Below are 19258 nucleotides of genomic sequence, written 5' to 3'. Positions count from 1 at the left end.
GATGAACAAAACCCCCACTGATTATAGTTTCACTTTATTTCTTCGGTTCTAGACCGATCTGACGTAGGAAATCTGCCAGTCCTTTTTTACCAATTGTTTCTTTTGGCTTAACTACTTCTGGAACACCGACTTCTTTTTGCAAGAAGTTTTTCTCAATGAAGCGGACATCTTTTTCGTCCACTACACCATCTTGGTTGATGTCTTGCGGCACGATGGATGCATCCTTCTTACCGTATACATCTACTACACTTTTCATATCGCGAATATCAATCAATCTATCACCATTCACGTCCCCTGCAAGACTTTTAGCACCTAATCTAACATGTTGCCCGCGCATTTCACCGTTTACAGAATATCCTGGAATGAATTTCCTCATCACTTTGAGATGTCCCGGAATATCCAAAACAAATGTGTATGCTTCAGTAGAAGCTGGGATACCATGAATGGTGTAGGATCCTTTATTATCAATTGTTCCCTTATATTTTTTACCGCTTGGGGACAGCACATATACTTGGGCACCGATTTTTGTATAATCCTCTTTTCTCAAATACGAACTTTGCCCATCCACCTCAATCAAAAATCCTTCTGGGGAGATGGAACCCTGCACTCTCGAATGCGTTGGAATGATATTAAAATTTTCTGTTCTGAAATAAGGAATGGCAGTAGCTGCTGTTTGTCCAGCTTTCATATAAGACGCCTGTTGTACATTAAATCCGATAACATTATCGAAATATGCATCACTTACTAATTTAAACGTTACATCAAGAAAAGGCATATCTCCATCCATACCGCTGAATGAATTCCCTTTCATAGATGCGCCGACCTTCACTGTATTAGTGTGAGTTCCTTCTGTCACCATAGGTTCTTGCAGCGATACTTCCAAGCCCTTGTCCTTCGCATACTCGCTTGCCGCATTGTTCAATTTCACATTCTCAAACTTAAACAAGTCTTTTATGAATTCGACATTAAATTCTCCAGATGCAAGCTGCTTCACATTATTGAGACTCAGTGTCATCGTAACGTTATCGTCAACTTTCACATCTTTCTTATCGTAACTAGAAGTCGTATATTCCGTACCTTCTTTTACGAAAACATAGTTTTGTTTCTCCATTGCCGTTGCAATATCAAACGTAGTCAAAGTCAAACGTAAAGGATTTGTTGCAATATCACTTTCCTCAATTCCAAATTTCACATCTCCGTTCGCTTGGACTGGGAAGAATCCATCTATGAATCCAGAATTTGCAGAGTAACCCATTGTGTTGGATGATTGATCATAGTTTAAGCCTTTTGATTTTAATACATCTACCGTCGAATCTTTAGCTGTTCCATGCAGCCATACCGCTTTTTGTCCATCCTCTACTGTAAACATGGAGTCATTGACCTCGATTACACCCGGTTTTTTGTCCATATTTACTTCCGGTGCTGTATTATCCACGATAAGCGGATTGTCTACAACATACGATTTCCCTTCTTCATCGTGCGCAACCATTTCTAGTGTATAATCGCCTGCCGGAAGCTTCACAGGAAGATCGCCAATCGGTTTGGAAGGATCATTTGTAAATGGATAGACAGTACCACTGAATACTCCTAGAAGAAAAGTTTCTACGTCTGTCTGTAATTTACTAGTATTCGCTGTTCCTATAAAACCTACAGCTTTTCCTGTTTTACTGTCCTTAACAAGCACATCGATTGTTTTCATCGGGCTATTCAACTTCATTACTCCGTGAACCATAGGTTCTAAATATTGCCAGAAAGGTGTCATATTTGTTACGGATGGTTTAGTCGTTTTTATATATTCAAATCCTTTTTCCGTCACCATGACAGCGAATGGAATTTGATACGTTTCGGCCGGATTGTTCGCATTAGTCACATGGATATACCCTTCGTATCTGCCTGTCTTAGCGCTAGCAGGAATCGTAATTTTCGGCTCCAGATCCTGTGATTGTCCGCTTGCTACTGTAATGGATGCCGGTACCTCAACTTGTACACCATTCTTCACTGCATCTTGAATACCTGTACGTTCATCGTGATACTCCACTTCTACTTTAAAGGATTTTTCTTCTTTGCCGTTGTTTTGGACCGTCACTTTTTTACTCGCTTCAATTGGTTTATCACCTTGCTTAAAATGTCTGCCGAACATAATAGATCCTGTTTGTTCATCAATTTCAACAATATTTCCATTCTCAATATTTTTTGTTTTGTCCAATACTTTGATGGATGTGTCCGTATGAACAGCTTGATACGCGTCGATACGCCCCGCACCCACTTCGTATACAGAATTCTTGCCATTCAAATCATCGGATGTATTCATAAGAGCCGCTTTCACATCGAAAGGAGTATATTTTGGATGCTCCTGCAAAATCAATGCTGCTGTACCTGTCACGTGAGGAGTAGCCATAGATGTACCAGACAAGCGTACATATGCATTGCTATAATTAGTACCGTCCTGCGGATCGTTAATATATTCCGGTGCGGTAGAGAAAATTGACACACCCGGAGCGACTACATCCGGCTTAATATCATAATTTCCATTTACCGGTCCACGGGAGCTGAAATCAGCTAAGTGATCGCCTTCCGTTTTTGTATTGCTCAGCGTTTCGAATTTGAAAGATACTTCACCTAGTGACTTTAATCGCTCGCCATCCGCTTTTGATAGGCGGAAAGATGGAATAAAATCTACCCCCTCACCTAAGTAGGTGGTTATTTGTCCATCGGCATTGTTATACACAATAGCCGCTTTCGCCCCGGCTTTTTTAGCATTTTTTATTTTTTCATCAAACGTAATTTCCCCGCGTTGAATCAGCGCAATTTTTCCGTTCAAATCTTTCCCCGTAAAATCAGCTGGTTTACCCAATCCCGCGAATACAATCGGTAAGGATTGTCCTTGCAAATCTTCTAACTTATCAGGAAAATCTTTACCTAATAACTGCATGTTTTCAAACTTTTCGCTCGCTGCACTTGCACTGAATGTAGGAATGGACATAGAAACATCACTTGCTCCTACTGAAATGCCAAGAGCTGCCGTTCCCGGGGAACCGAGAGTTTTTTCGTTCGGTCCGGCGTTACCTGCGGCAACAACTGTTACCACACCTGAAAGCATAGCGTTATTTGTCGCGACAGAAGTAGCATATAACGGATCGTTAGTCTGCGCACCAAGTGACATATTGATAACGTCCATACCATCTGCAATCGCTTTATCTATTCCAGCAAGAATTCCTGCTGTATTACCTCCGCCCCAAGGACCTAATACTCTATAAGCATATAAATCTACATCAGGTGCTACACCTTTCACAGCATAATCCGCATTGTTTTTCTTTTGAGCTGCAATCGTTCCTGCTACATGTGTACCATGGTTTGTATAATACACATAACCAGGAGATGTTGGCTTACCTGCTTTTATCCAGTCCTCGTATGTCGTTTCCATCGGATCTGCATCGTTATCTACAAAATCATACCCGCCTTTATAAGCACCTTTTAAGTCAGGATGATTATAGTCAACACCTGTATCAAGAACGCCGACTTTAATCTCTTTACCCGTAATGTTTTCTGCATGAAGCTTGTCCACGCCAATTTGCGGAATACTGTCCGCCATTTTTGGCTGAATTGTTTCTTTTGTTTCCTTCATTTCTACCGGAGGTTCCACTTTTACTTCGTAATCTTTAAAAATACGTTTTACGACTCCGGATTGGATTAACTCCTGCACTGCCACACCAGGTAAAGTCATAGCTACACCGTTGATCGCATTCTTATATTCGCGTGTAACTTTCACTTTTTTTGTATCGTAAGTGCCGGCATCCTTCTTCGATTTTAAGGATTCGACATGTTGTTTGAACACTTTATGCTCTTCATCTACTTTTGCTTGCGCAGTAGTAGTAGCTATTTTCTTCCCTTTCGCCGCTTGTTTCATCACTTCAATTTTTGCTGGAGCTTGATTGAATTCCACGATAACGTTAACTAATTCAGGACTATTAGAATCAATATCAGGTGAAATCGTAAAATTAGGACTTACATCTAACTGTTCCAACGCCTTTCTTTGTTCTGGAGACAGATTCATTAGTACCTGTTCCGCATTATCAACTGGCTTCAGTTCAACCGCGCTTTCTGCCAATACATTATACGGAATACCTTGTGACAATAGCATACCAGTAACTAAAGTTCCTGTAAGAACCCTTCCAAATTTCCCTCTCTTCATACAAGTTCCCCCATCTAAATTTATTTGTATCTGTAGTCATTGCATAACATAAATTTCCGAGGCTTTTAGACTACGACTCTACTTTCTTATCTTATTAAATTTAAACTTTTCTGAAAATTATCAAAAAGTAATATTTTTTTAGTTATTAGTTCTATACCGTATAGTACAAAAGAACTACCCTGTGTTTTATTATTTTGAGTAAAATAATAAAACACAGGGTAGTTCTTTTAAATGATTTTCATTTAAGAAAATGGAACAAGCTGATTTCGAACAGCATATATGACTGCTTGTGAACGGCTTTTCACATTTAGTTTTCTGAAAATCTTATTAATATGGATTTTAACTGTCTTGTCACTGATATATAGAGCTTCAGCAATTTCCTTATTGCTAAAACCTTTGACCAATTCAAACAGTATTTCTTTTTCACGCTCTGTTAGTTCATTTTCATTTGATTCTGATTTCGTTTGCTGATGATATGTAATCAACTTTTTAGTCATACGCGGATGAATCACAGAATCTCCTTGTAATACCATTCGGATTGCCGCCACTACCTGCTCGGATGATGAATCCTTCAGTAAATAACCATCTGCACCTGCCCGAAGAGCAGCCATCAAGTATTCATCATGTTCATACATTGTTAATACGAGAACGCGGCAGTTCGGATACTGATCTTTCACGAGTGATGTAGCCTCAATGCCATTTTTCCCTGGTAAATTAATATCCATTAAGATACAATCAGGCCTACACTCTTCCACTTTCTTTACTACCTCATCCCCAGAAACAGCTTCTCCAACTACTCGCATATCAGATTCGAGTTCCAATATACTTCGAATTCCATCACGCAAAACAGTATGATCATCCACTACTAATATTCGAATCATGATACTCCTCCCCCATTTCTGAATCTGGAATTAACAATGTGATTTCTGTACCTTTTCCTGCTGAACTATCAATCTGAAGGGCAGCCCCAAGCTGTTCAGCCTGTTCATTCATATGTAATATACCATAATGCGGCTCATGCTTTGCTTTAATCATAGATTCAAAAAGAGAAAAGCCAATTCCGTTATCCTTTACCTTTAAAAGTACATGCTCCCGTTGATAGCTTAGTAAAACGTCAACTTTGTCTGCCTTTGCATGCTTTATAATGTTCTGCAAGCTCTCCTGCAAAGTATCGAAGATGACTCGTTCTTTCGTAAAACTAAGTTTTCGAGAACGGCCTCTTTCATGATATGTAATGGCTAGACCATATTCTTGTTTTAAGGATTGAACTTTATTTATAATTGCTTGTTTTAGTCCTAATCTTTGTGTTGGATATGGCTTTAAAGCATAAATAGAATAACGAACTTCACTTAAACTCTTCCTTAATTTTTTTATGCTTGTATCTACCACTTGCTGCATGTCCTTTGGTCGATCTGCATATTTTCTCTGAGCTGACTCCATCTGAAATATCACTCCGGCCAATGCTTGTGCGATTCCATCGTGGATTTCACGAGCAATTCGATTTCTTTCTTCTAAAATCGTTCTTTTTTCCTGTTCAGAGACGAGTGTCCGCGTTTTAAGCAAGCTGCCTAATTGATTGGCAAACGTAGCTAAAGTTTGTACATCTTCAGTAATAAAACTCGCACTCCTGCTTTTCCCTGCCACAAACATTCCAACTAATTCATGATTTACCTTAAGAGGTAAATATACAAGAGAGCGCATAGTATTTTCAAACACTTCATCTCCTGGAGCCATACCTGTTTTCCAATCAGTAACAACAACAGTTTCTGATATCTCTTCAAACTCCTTATACAGGTCAGAATAATTAGAAATATCATGACGTACTTTTCCATCCTTTAATAAAAGTGTCCAGTTCTCTTCATCTTTTGCCCATAAAACATATGCCTGTATTCCTAGGAATCCTTTCAGTGATTGTTTCATCTGCTGTAAGTTTCCGGCAGATAATCCATGACTTAATTCCGTCGTAATGGAAAAAAGCTTATATAATCGTTCTTTTTCCACCCGTATTTGTCTAACGAAAGAGCTAATGATACAGATTGCTACAAGTGGGAAAAAGAAGAACAGAACCATGATTTCATCCATCACTCCGCGATATCGGTAATCTAAAATATGTATAAGTGAAGAATAAAATAAACAAAAACTCAAACTCCAGAGTACTAATATATTTTTTTTACGCCACTCTTCTAGCGGATAGGGCTGAGGAAGAAGTATGATTAAAAGATCGTAAAATAAACTGTTAAAAAGGCAAAGAAACGCGCTGAATAAAAACAAAATTATGAATTTTTCATATAAAACTGAAAGATTCATTCCAGAAATAAAAAGAGAGAAACATTCACTGGAAAGCCATTCTGCTAATACGATACTAAGAGCAAGTTGCGCACAATTAAATACTGTCCTTTGCATAGGTAAGCGGCGAAGCAACTGGATACTTAACATCACACACACACACGAAACAACAGTTATATGTATTCCAAACTGCCAATTCATTGTATAAATAAGCGTAAGACTGAGTGTGATTCCCCCTCTCCAAATGCGGATAGGAAAATACTCAGTAATTCCCATAAACATAATTAACAACAAAAGCAGTATAAGATGAGAAGGCATTTCACTTAAAAATAAGGAAATGATAACAGCAATTAAACCAAGAAAAGAGATAGAATAAATATAAAAACTAGCTACTTGCTCTCTCATAGAAGTAAAATCTATCTTTTTCAAAACGATCCCTCCCTCAAAAAATTTATCCCGCTATTTGCGGGCAGTAAGACTCCCACCTCAAAATTCAGCTGGAGCAAAGAAGTTAGGTGGGAGCCCTGCTGCCCGTAAACGCCCGATTGGTGAAGGCTAATAATCAGTAGGGGATGAACAAAACCCCCACTGATTATAGTTTCACTTAATTATCATCATTATCTACTAAAAAACCGGCACTGGCAAAATGAGAAGGTTCCCATTAGCCAATCACCGGCTGTGCACTGTCCCTTAGAAGGGGTGACACAATATTAGTATAAAACAGGCCTCTCCATTCCGCCACCCATCAAATGTTATAATTGTAAATATATTCTATGTCTATCGTATAGAACTAAAGATGTACATGAATCAATTTCATAATTGTTTTTTACCAGTAGAAGATAATACTTTGAATCCAAGTTATTCATATATTTTCAGCAATTCACTCTCCATTATATATTTCCTTCTTCCCCATTCATTTTTTATTCTGTAATTGGCTATATTCTTCTTTTGTATTCACATTAAGAAATAACCCATTCGACAGCTGTGTTTCTTCTGCCGTAACATACTGAGTATTACAATGAGATAATAGCCCCTGCATACTTCTCTTATCTTCTTTTAATAACTTCTCTATTTTTTCTTTTGCTCGGTGATGATACAATGCTAAAAGTGGTTGTTTCCGCCCCTCCACCAATGGAACAATTGCTTCATACGCTTCATCTACTCGTTCTATAAATGTCATCGCCCACTCTTTCGAAACATTTGGTGTGTCGCACGGTGCAACGATATACCAATCTGCATCTACGAATTCCATGCCTGTTAACAAACCAGCAAGCGGACCGTTTCCTTTATACAGCGCAATATCTTCTACAACTGGTACATGCAGTATATGCGAGAGATTATTAGTAATCGCTGGATGGCTGATTACAACAATGTCTGTAACAACTTCTTTCAATGCCTCTATACTATGCTCAATAAATGTTTTCCCGCGCCAAGTTGCTAATGCTTTCGGCTCTCCAAAACGACTAGACTGTCCGCCAGCTAATACAATTCCTGCAATTTTCATTGGCGATGCAGCTCGAATGTAATATGACCTAATTCCGGTAAAATTAATTTATTCATCGCAAGACGAACTGCTCCGCTAGACCCTGGCATCGAGAAGACTACTTTGCGTCCAATTGTACCGCCGATTGCTCTACTTAAAATCGCACTACTTCCGATATCTTCTAAGTAACTAATCATGCGGAACAATTCACCAAATCCAACAATTTCTTTATCTAATAACGCCGACACTGCCTCTATTGTTACATCACGTTTCGTAATACCAGTTCCGCCATTCGTTAACACGACATCCACATCTTCCTTATGATAACCAGCTAACACAGCCTGCTGAATACTTTCTTTATCATCTTTTACAATTTCATAAGCAGTCACTGTATGCCCTGCTTCTTTTAACAATTCATGTAGTAGTTGACCACTCTTGTCCGTCTCTTTCGTACGTGTATCAGAGATCGTAACGATTTTACAACGCACTTCTTTTGGAGCTTGTTTTTTATGTTCGATTACGCTCATTTTTTATCTTTCCTTTCTTACAGACTTTTCTTCATTTTATCATACATACCTTTACACAATTTTGTATGAAGCTAATGATACGTCATGATACGATATAAGTATGCACGCCCATAAAAAGGGAAAAAGATTATACTGTCTATTCCATGTCTTATACTTCTTTCACATAATTAGCTACTATTTAACTCTCCTTATATTTTCTACATAATAGATTTTATTTTAAAACTTGCATTACAAAATAATTCGGAGGTCCACACACTATGGAATTTTACAAAAAATTAACACCGACATTCATCCTCTTATTTGTCCCGCTATTTGCGGGCAGTAAAACTCCCACCTCAAAATTCGGCTGGAGCAAAGAAGTTAGGCGGGAGTCGGGCTACCCGTAAACGCCCGATTGGTGAGGGCTAATAATCAGTGGGGGATGCCCCCCCACTGATTAAAGTTTCACTTTATCGCTTCAATCACTGTCGGTTTTTCCTTAAAAGGCGCAATCCCATACGCTACATTAATAAGCATTATATTCGCAACGCTCTTTTTACTGTGCAGTGCATTTTGTGCAGGAAAAGCACGTCAACTGAAAGGGTGATTTCACATGTTCCAAAAGAAGCCGATAATTTGCAAATCATGTAAAAAGGAAATACAAACGTATGAAAAAGCGTGGATTCATATGCCATTTCCGGCGAGCGGTATGACAAATATGAAAAAGTATATTGAGCTAGATGGCGAAGTGTATTGTAGTTCATGCATTCAAATCGTAAATAAAACCAAATAAAAAAAGCTTTGCGCTCACTGCGCAAAGCTTTTTTTCATATATTATAGACCAGCTTGCTCTTTTAAAGTAGCTGCTTTGTCTGTACGTTCCCATGCAAGATCTACATCAGTACGTCCGAAGTGGCCGTAAGCTGCTGTTTGTTTGTAAATTGGGCGACGTAAGTCTAGCATTTTAATAATACCAGCTGGGCGAAGATCGAAGTTGTTACGAACTAGTTCTACTAATACGTCTTCAGATACTTTACCAGTGCCTAATGTATCAACTGAAATTGATACTGGTTGCGCTACGCCGATTGCGTATGCAAGTTGTACTTCTGCTTTGTCAGCAAGACCGGCTGCTACGATGTTTTTCGCAACATAACGAGCTGCATATGCTGCAGAACGGTCAACTTTCGTTGCATCTTTACCAGAGAATGCACCACCGCCATGGCGAGCATATCCACCGTAAGTATCAACGATGATTTTACGTCCTGTTAAACCAGCATCACCTTGTGGTCCACCAATTACGAAGCGGCCAGTTGGGTTAATGAAGAATTTCGTTTCTCCATCCATTAATTCTGCTGGAACTACAGCTTTAATTACGTGCTCTTTTAAATCGCGATCGATTTCTTCCCACGTAACATCTGGATGATGCTGTGTAGAAATTACAATTGTATCCACACGTACAGGTTTACCATTTTCATCATACTCAACTGTAACTTGCGTTTTTCCATCCGGACGTAAGTATGATAATGTGTCATCTTTACGTACTTCAGTTAAACGGCGAGCTAATTTGTGAGCAAGCGAGATTGGAAGTGGCATTAATTCTTGTGTTTCATTACATGCGAACCCAAACATTAAACCTTGGTCTCCCGCACCAATTGCCTCAATCTCAGCGTCAGTCATTTGACCTTCGCGTGCTTCTAGTGCTTGGTCAACACCCATAGCGATGTCAGCAGATTGCTCATCGATAGATGTTAAAACTGCACAAGTTTCTGCATCGAATCCGTATTTTGCGCGTGTGTAACCAATGCCTTGAATTGTTTCACGAACGATTTTTGGAATATCTACGTAAGTAGAAGTCGTAATTTCCCCCGCTACCAATACTAAACCAGTTGTTACAGTTGTTTCACAAGCTACACGTGCATTTGCGTCCTTTGCTAAGATCGCATCTAAAATTGAATCAGAAATTTGGTCACAAATTTTATCTGGATGTCCTTCAGTTACAGACTCAGATGTGAACAGATGACGTTTTTTTGTCATGTGGTAAACCTCCCTACAGTAATTGTATATATTGTACGGAACTCATCCTTAATTTGCCACAAACTGCGACATACATTTATTCTCCCACACAAGCATACAGAAAAACCTTTCCTACTTAACATAGAGGAAAGGTTTAATTTGCTACTTGCATACTGCTTTTTGCCCTTTGCTCTTATCGTTCGAGACCATTAGCCTCGCACAGGTTTTAGCACCTATTCACCTGTATTTACCACTACAAGTGAGGTTGCTGGGCTTCATCGGGCCTGTCCCTCCGCCAGCTCGGGATAAGAGAGTATCCGTCCCAACCTATACTAAAGAAATGATATTCATTTGTCAATTAATATTCACATTTTCCTGAAAGTTTTTCTCAATACGCATAGAATGAAATATTAATAAGGAAATGATACATTCACACAAACAAAAATAAATAAATAGTATACATTATTTATATAATTGTGTTATACTCTTGATGGGGATTACGAGAAATATTTCATTAAATGAAAAGGATGGTATATAAATATGAGTACTGTGAATGTCCAAATTGGTTTACATGAATTATTGAACGGAAGCAATGCACAGATTCAATTAAGTGTTCCGCAATTAGTGGAAAAAGTATTAATGCGAAACGAAGGAAAATTAACTTCTACTGGTGCCGTTTCTGCTTCAACAGGAAAATACACAGGACGTTCTCCTAAAGATAAATTTATTGTGAAGGAAGCATCGGTTGCTGACAAAATTGCTTGGGGAGCCGTGAACCAACCGATCTCTGAAGAACATTTTAATAAATTATATACAAAAGTTTTAGAATACTTAAAAGAAAAAGAAGAGTTATTCATCTTCAAAGGATTTGCTGGCGCTGATCGCAACTATCGCCTACCAATTCAAGTTGTTAACGAATATGCATGGCATAATTTGTTCGTACATCAATTATTTATTCGTCCAACTGAAGAAGAATTAACAACTCACGAATCAGAATTCACAATTGTTTCTGCACCAAACTTCAAAGCAGATCCAGCAATTGACGGTACAAATTCTGAAGCGTTCATTATGGTTTCATTCGAAAAACGTATCGTACTAATCGGTGGTACAGAATACGCTGGAGAAATGAAAAAATCAATCTTCTCTATTATGAACTTCTTACTACCTGAACAAGACATTCTTTCTATGCACTGCTCTTCAAACGTAGGCGAAGAAGGCGACGTAGCACTATTCTTCGGTTTATCTGGAACAGGCAAAACAACATTATCTGCTGATCCAAACCGTAAATTAATCGGTGACGATGAGCACGGTTGGTCTGATAACGGTGTATTCAATATTGAAGGCGGTTGCTATGCTAAATGTGTAAATCTTTCTCATGAGAAAGAACCACAAATCTTCGATGCAATCAAATTTGGTTCAGTTTTAGAAAACGTTGTCATTGATGGTCAAACACGCATCGCTGACTATAACGATACTACTTTAACAGAAAATACACGTGCCGCATACCCTATGCATGCGATTGACAATATCGTACTGCCAAGTGTTGCAGGACATCCAAATACAATTATTTTCTTAACTGCTGATGCATCTGGCGTATTGCCTCCAATCAGTAAGCTATCAAAAGAGCAAGCTATGTACCATTTCTTAAGCGGTTACACTAGTAAACTAGCAGGAACTGAGCGCGGTGTTACATCTCCGCAAGCTACATTCTCTACTTGCTTCGGTTCACCATTCTTACCGCTTGATGCATCTCGTTATGCTGAAATGCTTGGTGAGAAAATCGAGAAGCATGATGCAAAAGTATTCTTAGTAAACACTGGCTGGACTGGTGGCGAATATGGCGTTGGTAAACGTATGAACTTAGGTTACACTCGTGCAATGATTCAAGCAGCACTAAGCGGTGAACTTGCTAAAGCTGAAACTACAAAACACGACATCTTTGGCCTTGAAGTACCTCGTCACGTTCCAGGTGTACCTGACGAAGTATTAATGCCTGAACAAACTTGGGCTGATAAAGATGCTTACAAAGCGAAGGCAATTGAGCTTGCAAACGAATTTAAAGAAAACTTCACAAAATTCGATAGCGTTTCTGAAAATATTATTAACTTAGGCGGTCCAATCGCTTAATATATAAACTTTCTGTTGCAATAACCCTTTACTCATATGAATAAGTATCGTGTAGCCAAAAGTTTCGCGTACTCACCGACAAAACCCAATGCGGCTTAACGGTTACACATACTTACATAAAAAAGAAGCTTACGTGAAAAACGTAAGCTTCTTTCTATATATTCTTTAATTTACCCACATACAAACCACAGCTTCGAACATATAAACTATTTTCCCACTCACTACATCCTTCTGGTTTCACATCGTATGGGATTAAAAAAGGCTCTGACCGCTTCTATCCGTCGCCAAATCCTCTATTCCATCTGAAAAAGTTCCTAACCTAATTTTCAATTGATATACTCGGATTTTCACACATACAAATCAAGGATTTGAAAATATAGATAGATTTCCGGCTCACTTACTCCTTCTGGTTTCACACCGCATGGGGGCAAAAAAAGCTCTGACCGCTTCTATCCACCGCCGGATCCTCTATTCCATCTAAAAAGGGGCTTTTTATCTTTTTTAGCTTTTTGTTAATTCCTCTTCATCCTTCATACTATAGTAACCTAAATTAATAACAATTAAGAAATAACCACCCATAATCCCAACTGCAAATGCCCACATAACCATATGGTGCTCAATTTCGTACATAATAATTGCACCAAGGATCGCCGCTGCGTAGCGATTAAACATACCAAGTGTCGGTGCCTTCGTTTTCTTTACAATACTATCTCCAAGCTTTTCGATACGCCTTCCTAAAATCCAAACGCAATACATACTTACAATAAGTCCAATGCCTGCACCTAAAAAATGTGCTGAAAAAGGTGTCATTGCCCAGCCTATTAACATTGCGCCTAGCAAATAATACATTTGAATTTTAAACGACCTCAGTGACATACTAATCATGCTGTACTCCTCTTCAATGGTTTTTATTTATCCAACAAAAGCTATATAACTCGTTGTTCATTAATGAACAACGAGTCCATACTACTTACAAATTCATTTATGAATCCATTTCATTCAAATTAAAAACAACATAAACTGTATGTTTATGTTGTTAAAATGCTTTTAGAAAATAATATTATACAAGATTTCTAATATAGAATCCCTCATAAATGTGACGTTTTTCAAAACATTTTCGTCCAATTATGAAAAAAGTGATATCAATCTATGAACATACGGATATGATGTAATAAGCACATAAATAAAGGGGGCGTCTAATGATTTATTTTTTAATGGCTCTCATTCATCTCATTGTTCCTGCACTTATTGGACTTTCATTATATTGGTACACGAAAAAACATAGTATTTTCTATGCTGTCCTCGGTGTTCTTCTTCCAGGAATTATTCTAATTACACTCTTCCGCATTCCTTTTCTTAATTTAATTCCACTTATTACTGCTATCTTGTTTCTCATCTTCTTACCAAAAATAAAAAAATAGGAAAGCAGATCATAGGTGATCTGTTTTCCTATTTTGATATAGGTTCTTGCACGATAGAATGAGCTTCTACTTTCTCTGATTTCACAAACCATAGACCGAAGAAAATGATAATTCCACCGATAATTTGTTGTAACGATACATATTCATTTGCCCATACTGCAGCAAATAAGACAGCAACGAGCGGCGTAATATACATATATACCATCGTATGTGATGCTCCAATTTTTTGAACACCAATATACCACATCACTAAACCGAATACAGTCACGAAGAAAATAGAATACAGCAAGGCAAACCATGTCATCCCGTGTGTAATGTGAAATGGCATTACAAATACATGTGGACCACTTAACAATAAGAGCGGAACCGCTCCAACTAATGTCGACCATGCAGTAACACGTAATGCTGAGTATTTTTTAATAAGCGGCCCTGCTAATACAGGATAAAGTCCCCAACATATTGATGTAATCAGTCCAATCCCATTTCCGTAGAAAGAACTAGCGAGTGAATGCCCCGCTACTAAAACTAATGTAGCACCAACAAAGGCAATCATGGAACCAACTAACTTTCGAGAAGAAAATTTTTCTTGTTTCAAGAAAATCGAAAATAGAGTTGTAAAAATAGGTGAAATAGAAATGAGTAAAGAGGCATTTGTAGCCGATGTATATTGTACCGTTTCCATGAATAGCGTTTGATACAGTACAATACCTACCGTGCTAACAATGATTAATCTTGGTATATCTTTTCGCTCCATATAAAGTGACTTTTCAATAAAGAACGTAAGTAATAATAATAGTGGTGCTGCTACCATCATTCGAACTGCAGTAAACTCAATCGCTGTAAATTCTAAAAGTCCATATTTCGCAATCGTATAGTTAATCCCCCAAATAATAACGACACTTAAAATTAATAACTCAATTCCCCATCTTTTCATGCGCAATCCCCTCCGCAAAGAGAATTATACAGAAAATTAAATCAGATGTACATTTCATTATGTGAAAAAATCCATAAGAAAAAGGAGCATATTATATACTCCTTCTCTCTTTACTATACTCGAACATGTAACTTCATATTCGGATTATAAAACTGGCTTGGGCTCTTCAGCTGAAAAGTCCCTCCAACTTCATGCCAATCAACTGTTAACTTATCATCCATAAATACAAGCTTTGTTCGATCTGCGATAAAGTTCAGTACGCTTGATTCAATATCTACATCACGCTCATCTTTCTCTGAAACGGCTACTAAATCAATAATCCCGCTCATGACACAACCGCAACCTTCATTATCATAAAATAACTTTATATATTTCGCTTCACTTGGAATCGTATCCATAATCTTTTTATATGCTGCTTCTGTTACAGTAACGTACATGCGTGAATCTACACCCTCTCTTCTCGTATCATTTATATATTGTACCACCATTTTTCTTAAAACTTATATACAGAAATTTTAGATTCCTATAAAATATATGTGATAAAGTGAAACTTTAATCAGTGGGGTTCCCATCCACCACTGATTATTAGCCCTCACCAATCGGGCTTCTACGGGTAGTTGACCTCCCACCTAACTCCCTCGCATTCGCCAAATTTTGAGGTGGGAGTCTTACTGCCCGTTAATGCGGGATAAAGGAGGTTGTATCACTGATGTTCAAACTACAGCGATATCCCATTTTCTTAAGTCTATTAGGTAGCTTTTTTATTTCTAGCGGAATGGTATTACAACATATACTTCCCTATTCTCCTTCTATTGGCTGGATTCTAGGTTTTATTTGTTTTACATCCGCTTCTTATTTTGCTATGAAAAATAAAAAGAACTAACAAAGTAAGAATTATCTTAAGGAGGATTACCAAACATGCCAGCCTTAAAAGAAATAGAACAATCACTTAATCATTTATTCCAAATTGAAAAATACGGAAAAGACAGTGCCTTTAGTCGCTTCATTCCAGCTACATATGATCAAATCCAATTTCCATGGCAACAATTTTTCGAAGCAAATTTTGTTGAGCTATTTAACGGTCTTATGATAAGAGGTGCTGAAAATGTAAACACAATCTTTTTAGCTGTGTTCCCAACTGATGATGTTCTCGAAAAATTCATTTCACAATCCGTGCCAGGTGATTTACTCTTCATGCACCATCCACTTGTGATGGAGTGCGGTGATCCACTCGGAAAATCAGGGCGAGGATTTATTCCAATTCCATCAAAATATTTGCAGGCGATAAAAGAAAAGAAACTTTCTATATATACATGTCACGGTCCAATGGATTTTCATCAAACATATGGAACTAGCATTTCAATCGCAAAAGCACTACAAGCCAATGCAATTGACGGATTTGCTTACGGTGGTCCAGAGAACGAACCGGTCGGTCTCATTTGTGAAATAGCTGAAACAACAACAGAAAAACTCCAAAAATACCTAAAAAAACTCTTCAACATTCCGTATACAGACTTCGAAGGTAAACAACATGATTCCATCAAGAAAATTGCAATTATCGCTGGCTGTGGCGATGTCGTATCTTTAATGAAAGAAGCCGAAGAAAAAGGCGCTGAAGCATATATTACAGGAGAAATCCATTGCCATATCGACAATGATTACGGCAAGCATAAATACTCACTCATTATGGATTATGTGAAAGAAACAAATATGTCCCTCATCGGTGTGTCACACTCTGCCTCTGAATATTTAGTGAAAGAGACATTGATGTATGATTGGTTTAAAGAGAATTTTGATGTAGACGTTACTTTGATTCCACAGGAGACATGGTGGTTATCAAACTAATAACACCTCCCCTATTTTTGAAATCTATATACACAATACGATCGACCACACAAAAATATAGAATCTACAATATATATATAGTAGTTCTACTTTTAAAACTAGATTTTCAAAACTATAGAAAGGAGAAAATATATGTACCAACGCAATTGCTTTAGTTGTGACGGTAGACGCAACAGTGGTTCTATCGGAATCACTGGACCTACTGGTGCTACAGGTCCTACTGGCGCTACGGGTCCTACTGGCAATGCCGGACCTACCGGGGCCGGTTTACAAAGCACTACCGCTTTTAGTCTAGCAGCCGCTCCTAACTATAAAACGGGACAAGTTGTGGCTTACACAAGTAGCGGCTATGTTGTAAAAAAAGATGCACCTCAAGGGTTTCCGAATGTGTCCCCAGATTATATCGTATTAGTAGAAGGTGGACCTACTGGTAGCACTGGGCCTACTGGTGCTACCGGCATCATTGGACCTACTGGCATCACTGGTTCTACTGGCATCACTGGACCTGCTGGTAGTTCATCAGCGAAAAGTATTGTTTTTCAAGGGACGAATGCTGGTTTTCAACGTATAGCAGGTTCTCCAGGAATTGATTCTAACGTTATTCCGTATGTAACTGCTGGAGATGGGAATATAGTTGGTTTTGCTGCATCTATAAATATTAATAACTTACCCGCTGCTGTTTATACGATTGATATTTGCAAGGATGTCCCAACAAACCTCTCTGCCCCTACCTCTAGTTACATCCTATCTACTATCACTTTAACTACTACAGATAAAATTACGGGGACTATGACATTTTCAATTAAACCTACGGATATTGGCTCTAGACAACCTCAAGTGTATAACCCTACTCCAGTACCTGGACCTGCCACTGTAACTTGGACTAGTATTACAACTGGAAACCTGGTTTCGAGGGGGGATTCGATATCTCTTTATATTACCCCCGGGATTACGGCAAGTGCTGTATATTCTATTTTTCTAATCACTGATATATAGCCCACACTTACAAATCGTTCATTTTACAAAAAAATCACAAATAAATTAAAACAAATAACAGACAAATTCATTATATACCCTCACCTTGTATATATCCATATTTTGGTTTTTAAATTGGTACACTATGTCAATATTGTAAACATCCCCTTTATTGGATTCCGTACTTCCATCCAAAAAGAAAAGGGAAATCACTCTAAAGAAAGTGATTTCCCCTTTTTAAAATATCCCACCGTTAAATCGGCAACATAATCTCAACAGTCGTTCCAACTCCAACTTCACTTTCAAAGTTCAATTTACCGTGGTGATCTTTAATAATTTTTTCCGTAACTACTAATCCTAAGCCTGTTCCAGTTTCTTTCGTTGTGTAAAAAGCTTCATTTAGCTTCGGAATTTTATCTTTCGGAATGCCGCATCCCTCATCTATAATTTGAACAATGATCACATCTTCCACTATAACTTTTACAGTAATAGTTCCGCCAACTGACATTGCTTCAATCGCATTTTTTATTAAATTAAAAAATACTTGTTTCAATCGTTTTTCATCACATGTAATTAAAGGTATATCTTTACTATAAATAGCATGCATTTTTATCCCTTGTTCTAAAGCTGGTTTTTCCATAACCCTGATAACATAAGAGATGATTTCTTTAATATTATGCGTTTCGGATTCTACCGATTTAGATTTCTCAAACCCATTTAGTTCTGTAGCAATTGTATGAATTCGCTCTACTTCCTGTCTCATAATTTCACTATAAATCTTATCTTCTGGATATTTTTTCGCTTGCTTATTCACAAGTTTTTTCAATTTTTCTAACGGTCTTCTAATCTTATCGCCAATTACTGTTGCCATTTTTCCAACCATCGCTAATTTTTCTACCTTTTGTATTTCTTTGTCCATCATTTCAAGTGTACGAACGTAAGATTGGAATCTTAAAAATATAATCCAACATATAATAACAAACACGCTATATAATGCTATTGGGATAAGAACAATAAAGGATTGAACAACGAATCCCATAAGTGCATATTTTCCAACAATAGTTCCGGCAACTAACCAAAAGTATCTCTTATTCACAAATATCGGTGCAAATAAAATAAAGAATCCTTCTACTATATTCCCGCCATCAAATTCCGTATCACTTCCGTAATAAATAGTGAAGTTATTAATAAAATCCAATATATTATAGCCAATTAAAATAATATACTTCACAATATACGGCTTTTTCCATTTCATAAAATAAAGTCCTATAAAGAATAATCCAATCATCAAACTATATAGCCATAGACCTAATCCTTCTCCAAAAACATCTGCTAGTTTTTGATTTTCATCTGATAAAAGGACACTAGCCTTTTCAGTAAAATCATACGCAAAAAATATAACGAAGAATAAGCTTAAAAATATTTTTAATGCCTTTATCTCTTCTTTTTCAAATATATTGCCTTTTTCCATATGAT

General features: G+C 37.7%; 15 protein-coding genes and 1 riboswitch. Of the genes, 5 read left to right on the top strand and 10 right to left on the bottom strand.

Annotated elements, in window-relative coordinates:
- Nucleotides 1-34 precede the first annotated feature (34 nt).
- The 5 genes from CQZ94_RS14480 to CQZ94_RS14460 form a co-directional block, all read right to left on the bottom strand.
- Entirely contained in the window at nucleotides 35-4192 is a 4158-nt protein-coding gene (locus CQZ94_RS14480; RefSeq protein ID WP_105585963.1) for a S8 family serine peptidase, read from the bottom strand.
- Nucleotides 4193-4434: 242 nt separating this feature from the next.
- Nucleotides 4435-5073 carry a response regulator gene (locus CQZ94_RS14475; RefSeq protein ID WP_105585962.1) on the bottom strand — a complete coding sequence of 213 codons (639 nt, stop codon included), beginning with the start codon at nucleotides 5071-5073 and terminating at the stop codon, nucleotides 4435-4437.
- Entirely contained in the window at nucleotides 5048-6907 is a 1860-nt protein-coding gene (locus CQZ94_RS14470) for a GAF domain-containing sensor histidine kinase (RefSeq protein ID WP_105585961.1), read from the bottom strand. Before CQZ94_RS14470 ends, CQZ94_RS14475 begins: the two co-directional genes overlap by 26 nt.
- 484 nt (nucleotides 6908-7391) lie before the next feature.
- Nucleotides 7392-7982, bottom strand: a complete 591-nt coding sequence (mobA, locus tag CQZ94_RS14465; protein ID WP_105585960.1) for a molybdenum cofactor guanylyltransferase — start codon at nucleotides 7980-7982, stop codon at nucleotides 7392-7394.
- Entirely contained in the window at nucleotides 7979-8488 is a 510-nt protein-coding gene (locus CQZ94_RS14460; protein ID WP_105585959.1) for a MogA/MoaB family molybdenum cofactor biosynthesis protein, read from the bottom strand. Before CQZ94_RS14460 ends, mobA begins: the two co-directional genes overlap by 4 nt.
- A gap of 592 nt (nucleotides 8489-9080) precedes the next feature.
- Between CQZ94_RS14460 and CQZ94_RS14450 the strand changes: the two genes are divergently transcribed.
- Nucleotides 9081-9260 (top strand): hypothetical protein, encoded by a 180-nt coding sequence (locus CQZ94_RS14450; RefSeq protein WP_105585958.1) that lies wholly within the window; start codon nucleotides 9081-9083, stop codon nucleotides 9258-9260.
- Nucleotides 9261-9301: 41 nt separating this feature from the next.
- Here the strand turns inward: CQZ94_RS14450 and metK are convergent, their stop codons facing one another.
- Nucleotides 9302-10501, bottom strand: a complete 1200-nt coding sequence (metK, locus tag CQZ94_RS14445; RefSeq protein WP_105585957.1) for a methionine adenosyltransferase — start codon at nucleotides 10499-10501, stop codon at nucleotides 9302-9304.
- A gap of 169 nt (nucleotides 10502-10670) precedes the next feature.
- Nucleotides 10671-10792, bottom strand: a riboswitch (SAM riboswitch).
- A gap of 228 nt (nucleotides 10793-11020) precedes the next feature.
- Here metK and pckA point away from each other — a divergent pair.
- The gene (gene pckA, locus CQZ94_RS14435; RefSeq protein ID WP_105585956.1) at nucleotides 11021-12607 is read left to right on the top strand and encodes a phosphoenolpyruvate carboxykinase (ATP); all 1587 of its coding nucleotides are present in this window, start codon (nucleotides 11021-11023) and stop codon (nucleotides 12605-12607) included.
- Nucleotides 12608-13108: 501 nt separating this feature from the next.
- On the opposite strand, the gene CQZ94_RS14430 is transcribed toward pckA, so the two are convergent.
- Nucleotides 13109-13492, bottom strand: coding sequence for an ATP synthase subunit I (locus tag CQZ94_RS14430; RefSeq protein ID WP_088032196.1), 384 nt, complete (start codon nucleotides 13490-13492; stop codon nucleotides 13109-13111).
- 314 nt (nucleotides 13493-13806) lie between these two features.
- Here CQZ94_RS14430 and CQZ94_RS14425 point away from each other — a divergent pair, with 314 nt between their 5' ends.
- Nucleotides 13807-14028, top strand: a complete 222-nt coding sequence (locus CQZ94_RS14425) for a hypothetical protein (protein WP_002123250.1) — start codon at nucleotides 13807-13809, stop codon at nucleotides 14026-14028.
- A 28-nt stretch (nucleotides 14029-14056) separates the two neighbouring features.
- Here CQZ94_RS14425 and CQZ94_RS14420 read toward each other — a convergent pair whose 3' ends face one another.
- Both CQZ94_RS14420 and CQZ94_RS14415 read right to left on the bottom strand, forming a co-directional pair.
- Complete coding sequence (locus CQZ94_RS14420) at nucleotides 14057-14962, bottom strand: DMT family transporter (RefSeq protein ID WP_105585955.1); 906 nt, start codon at nucleotides 14960-14962, stop codon at nucleotides 14057-14059.
- A gap of 113 nt (nucleotides 14963-15075) precedes the next feature.
- Nucleotides 15076-15399: an iron-sulfur cluster biosynthesis family protein gene (locus CQZ94_RS14415; protein ID WP_070145227.1), complete on the bottom strand. Its 324-nt coding sequence runs from the start codon at nucleotides 15397-15399 to the stop codon at nucleotides 15076-15078.
- 481 nt (nucleotides 15400-15880) lie between these two features.
- Between CQZ94_RS14415 and CQZ94_RS14400 the strand changes: the two genes are divergently transcribed.
- Both CQZ94_RS14400 and CQZ94_RS14395 read left to right on the top strand, forming a co-directional pair.
- Complete coding sequence (locus tag CQZ94_RS14400) at nucleotides 15881-16807, top strand: Nif3-like dinuclear metal center hexameric protein (RefSeq protein WP_105585953.1); 927 nt, start codon at nucleotides 15881-15883, stop codon at nucleotides 16805-16807.
- Between the two features lie 132 nt (nucleotides 16808-16939).
- Entirely contained in the window at nucleotides 16940-17803 is an 864-nt protein-coding gene (locus CQZ94_RS14395; RefSeq protein ID WP_105585952.1) for a collagen-like domain-containing protein, read from the top strand.
- Between the two features lie 232 nt (nucleotides 17804-18035).
- Here CQZ94_RS14395 and CQZ94_RS14390 read toward each other — a convergent pair whose 3' ends face one another.
- A complete protein-coding gene (locus tag CQZ94_RS14390; RefSeq protein ID WP_105585951.1) occupies nucleotides 18036-19253 on the bottom strand; it encodes an ATP-binding protein in 1218 nt (405 codons plus the stop codon).
- Nucleotides 19254-19258: the final 5 nt, after the last annotated feature.

Origin of the sequence: Bacillus sp. MYb209, from assembly GCF_002975175.1 — a bacterium.
Taxonomy (GTDB): Bacteria; Bacillota; Bacilli; order Bacillales; family Bacillaceae_G; genus Bacillus_A.
Note: the sequence above shows the minus strand (reverse complement) of the source record. Positions and strands in the feature narration are given on the sequence as shown.

Coding starts and splice junctions, on each gene's coding strand:
- CQZ94_RS14450 (WP_105585958.1), top strand. CDS start 9,081: ATGTTCCAAAAGAAGCCGATAATTTGCAAATCATGTAAAAAGGAAATA.
- CQZ94_RS14420 (WP_105585955.1), bottom strand. CDS start 14,962: ATGAAAAGATGGGGAATTGAGTTATTAATTTTAAGTGTCGTTATTATT.
- CQZ94_RS14395 (WP_105585952.1), top strand. CDS start 16,940: ATGTACCAACGCAATTGCTTTAGTTGTGACGGTAGACGCAACAGTGGT.
- CQZ94_RS14460 (WP_105585959.1), bottom strand. CDS start 8,488: ATGAGCGTAATCGAACATAAAAAACAAGCTCCAAAAGAAGTGCGTTGT.
- metK (WP_105585957.1), bottom strand. CDS start 10,501: ATGACAAAAAAACGTCATCTGTTCACATCTGAGTCTGTAACTGAAGGA.
- CQZ94_RS14480 (WP_105585963.1), bottom strand. CDS start 4,192: ATGAAGAGAGGGAAATTTGGAAGGGTTCTTACAGGAACTTTAGTTACT.
- CQZ94_RS14425 (WP_002123250.1), top strand. CDS start 13,807: ATGATTTATTTTTTAATGGCTCTCATTCATCTCATTGTTCCTGCACTT.
- CQZ94_RS14400 (WP_105585953.1), top strand. CDS start 15,881: ATGCCAGCCTTAAAAGAAATAGAACAATCACTTAATCATTTATTCCAA.
- CQZ94_RS14390 (WP_105585951.1), bottom strand. CDS start 19,253: ATGGAAAAAGGCAATATATTTGAAAAAGAAGAGATAAAGGCATTAAAA.
- CQZ94_RS14430 (WP_088032196.1), bottom strand. CDS start 13,492: ATGATTAGTATGTCACTGAGGTCGTTTAAAATTCAAATGTATTATTTG.
- pckA (WP_105585956.1), top strand. CDS start 11,021: ATGAGTACTGTGAATGTCCAAATTGGTTTACATGAATTATTGAACGGA.
- CQZ94_RS14415 (WP_070145227.1), bottom strand. CDS start 15,399: ATGTACGTTACTGTAACAGAAGCAGCATATAAAAAGATTATGGATACG.
- CQZ94_RS14475 (WP_105585962.1), bottom strand. CDS start 5,073: ATGATTCGAATATTAGTAGTGGATGATCATACTGTTTTGCGTGATGGA.
- mobA (WP_105585960.1), bottom strand. CDS start 7,982: ATGAAAATTGCAGGAATTGTATTAGCTGGCGGACAGTCTAGTCGTTTT.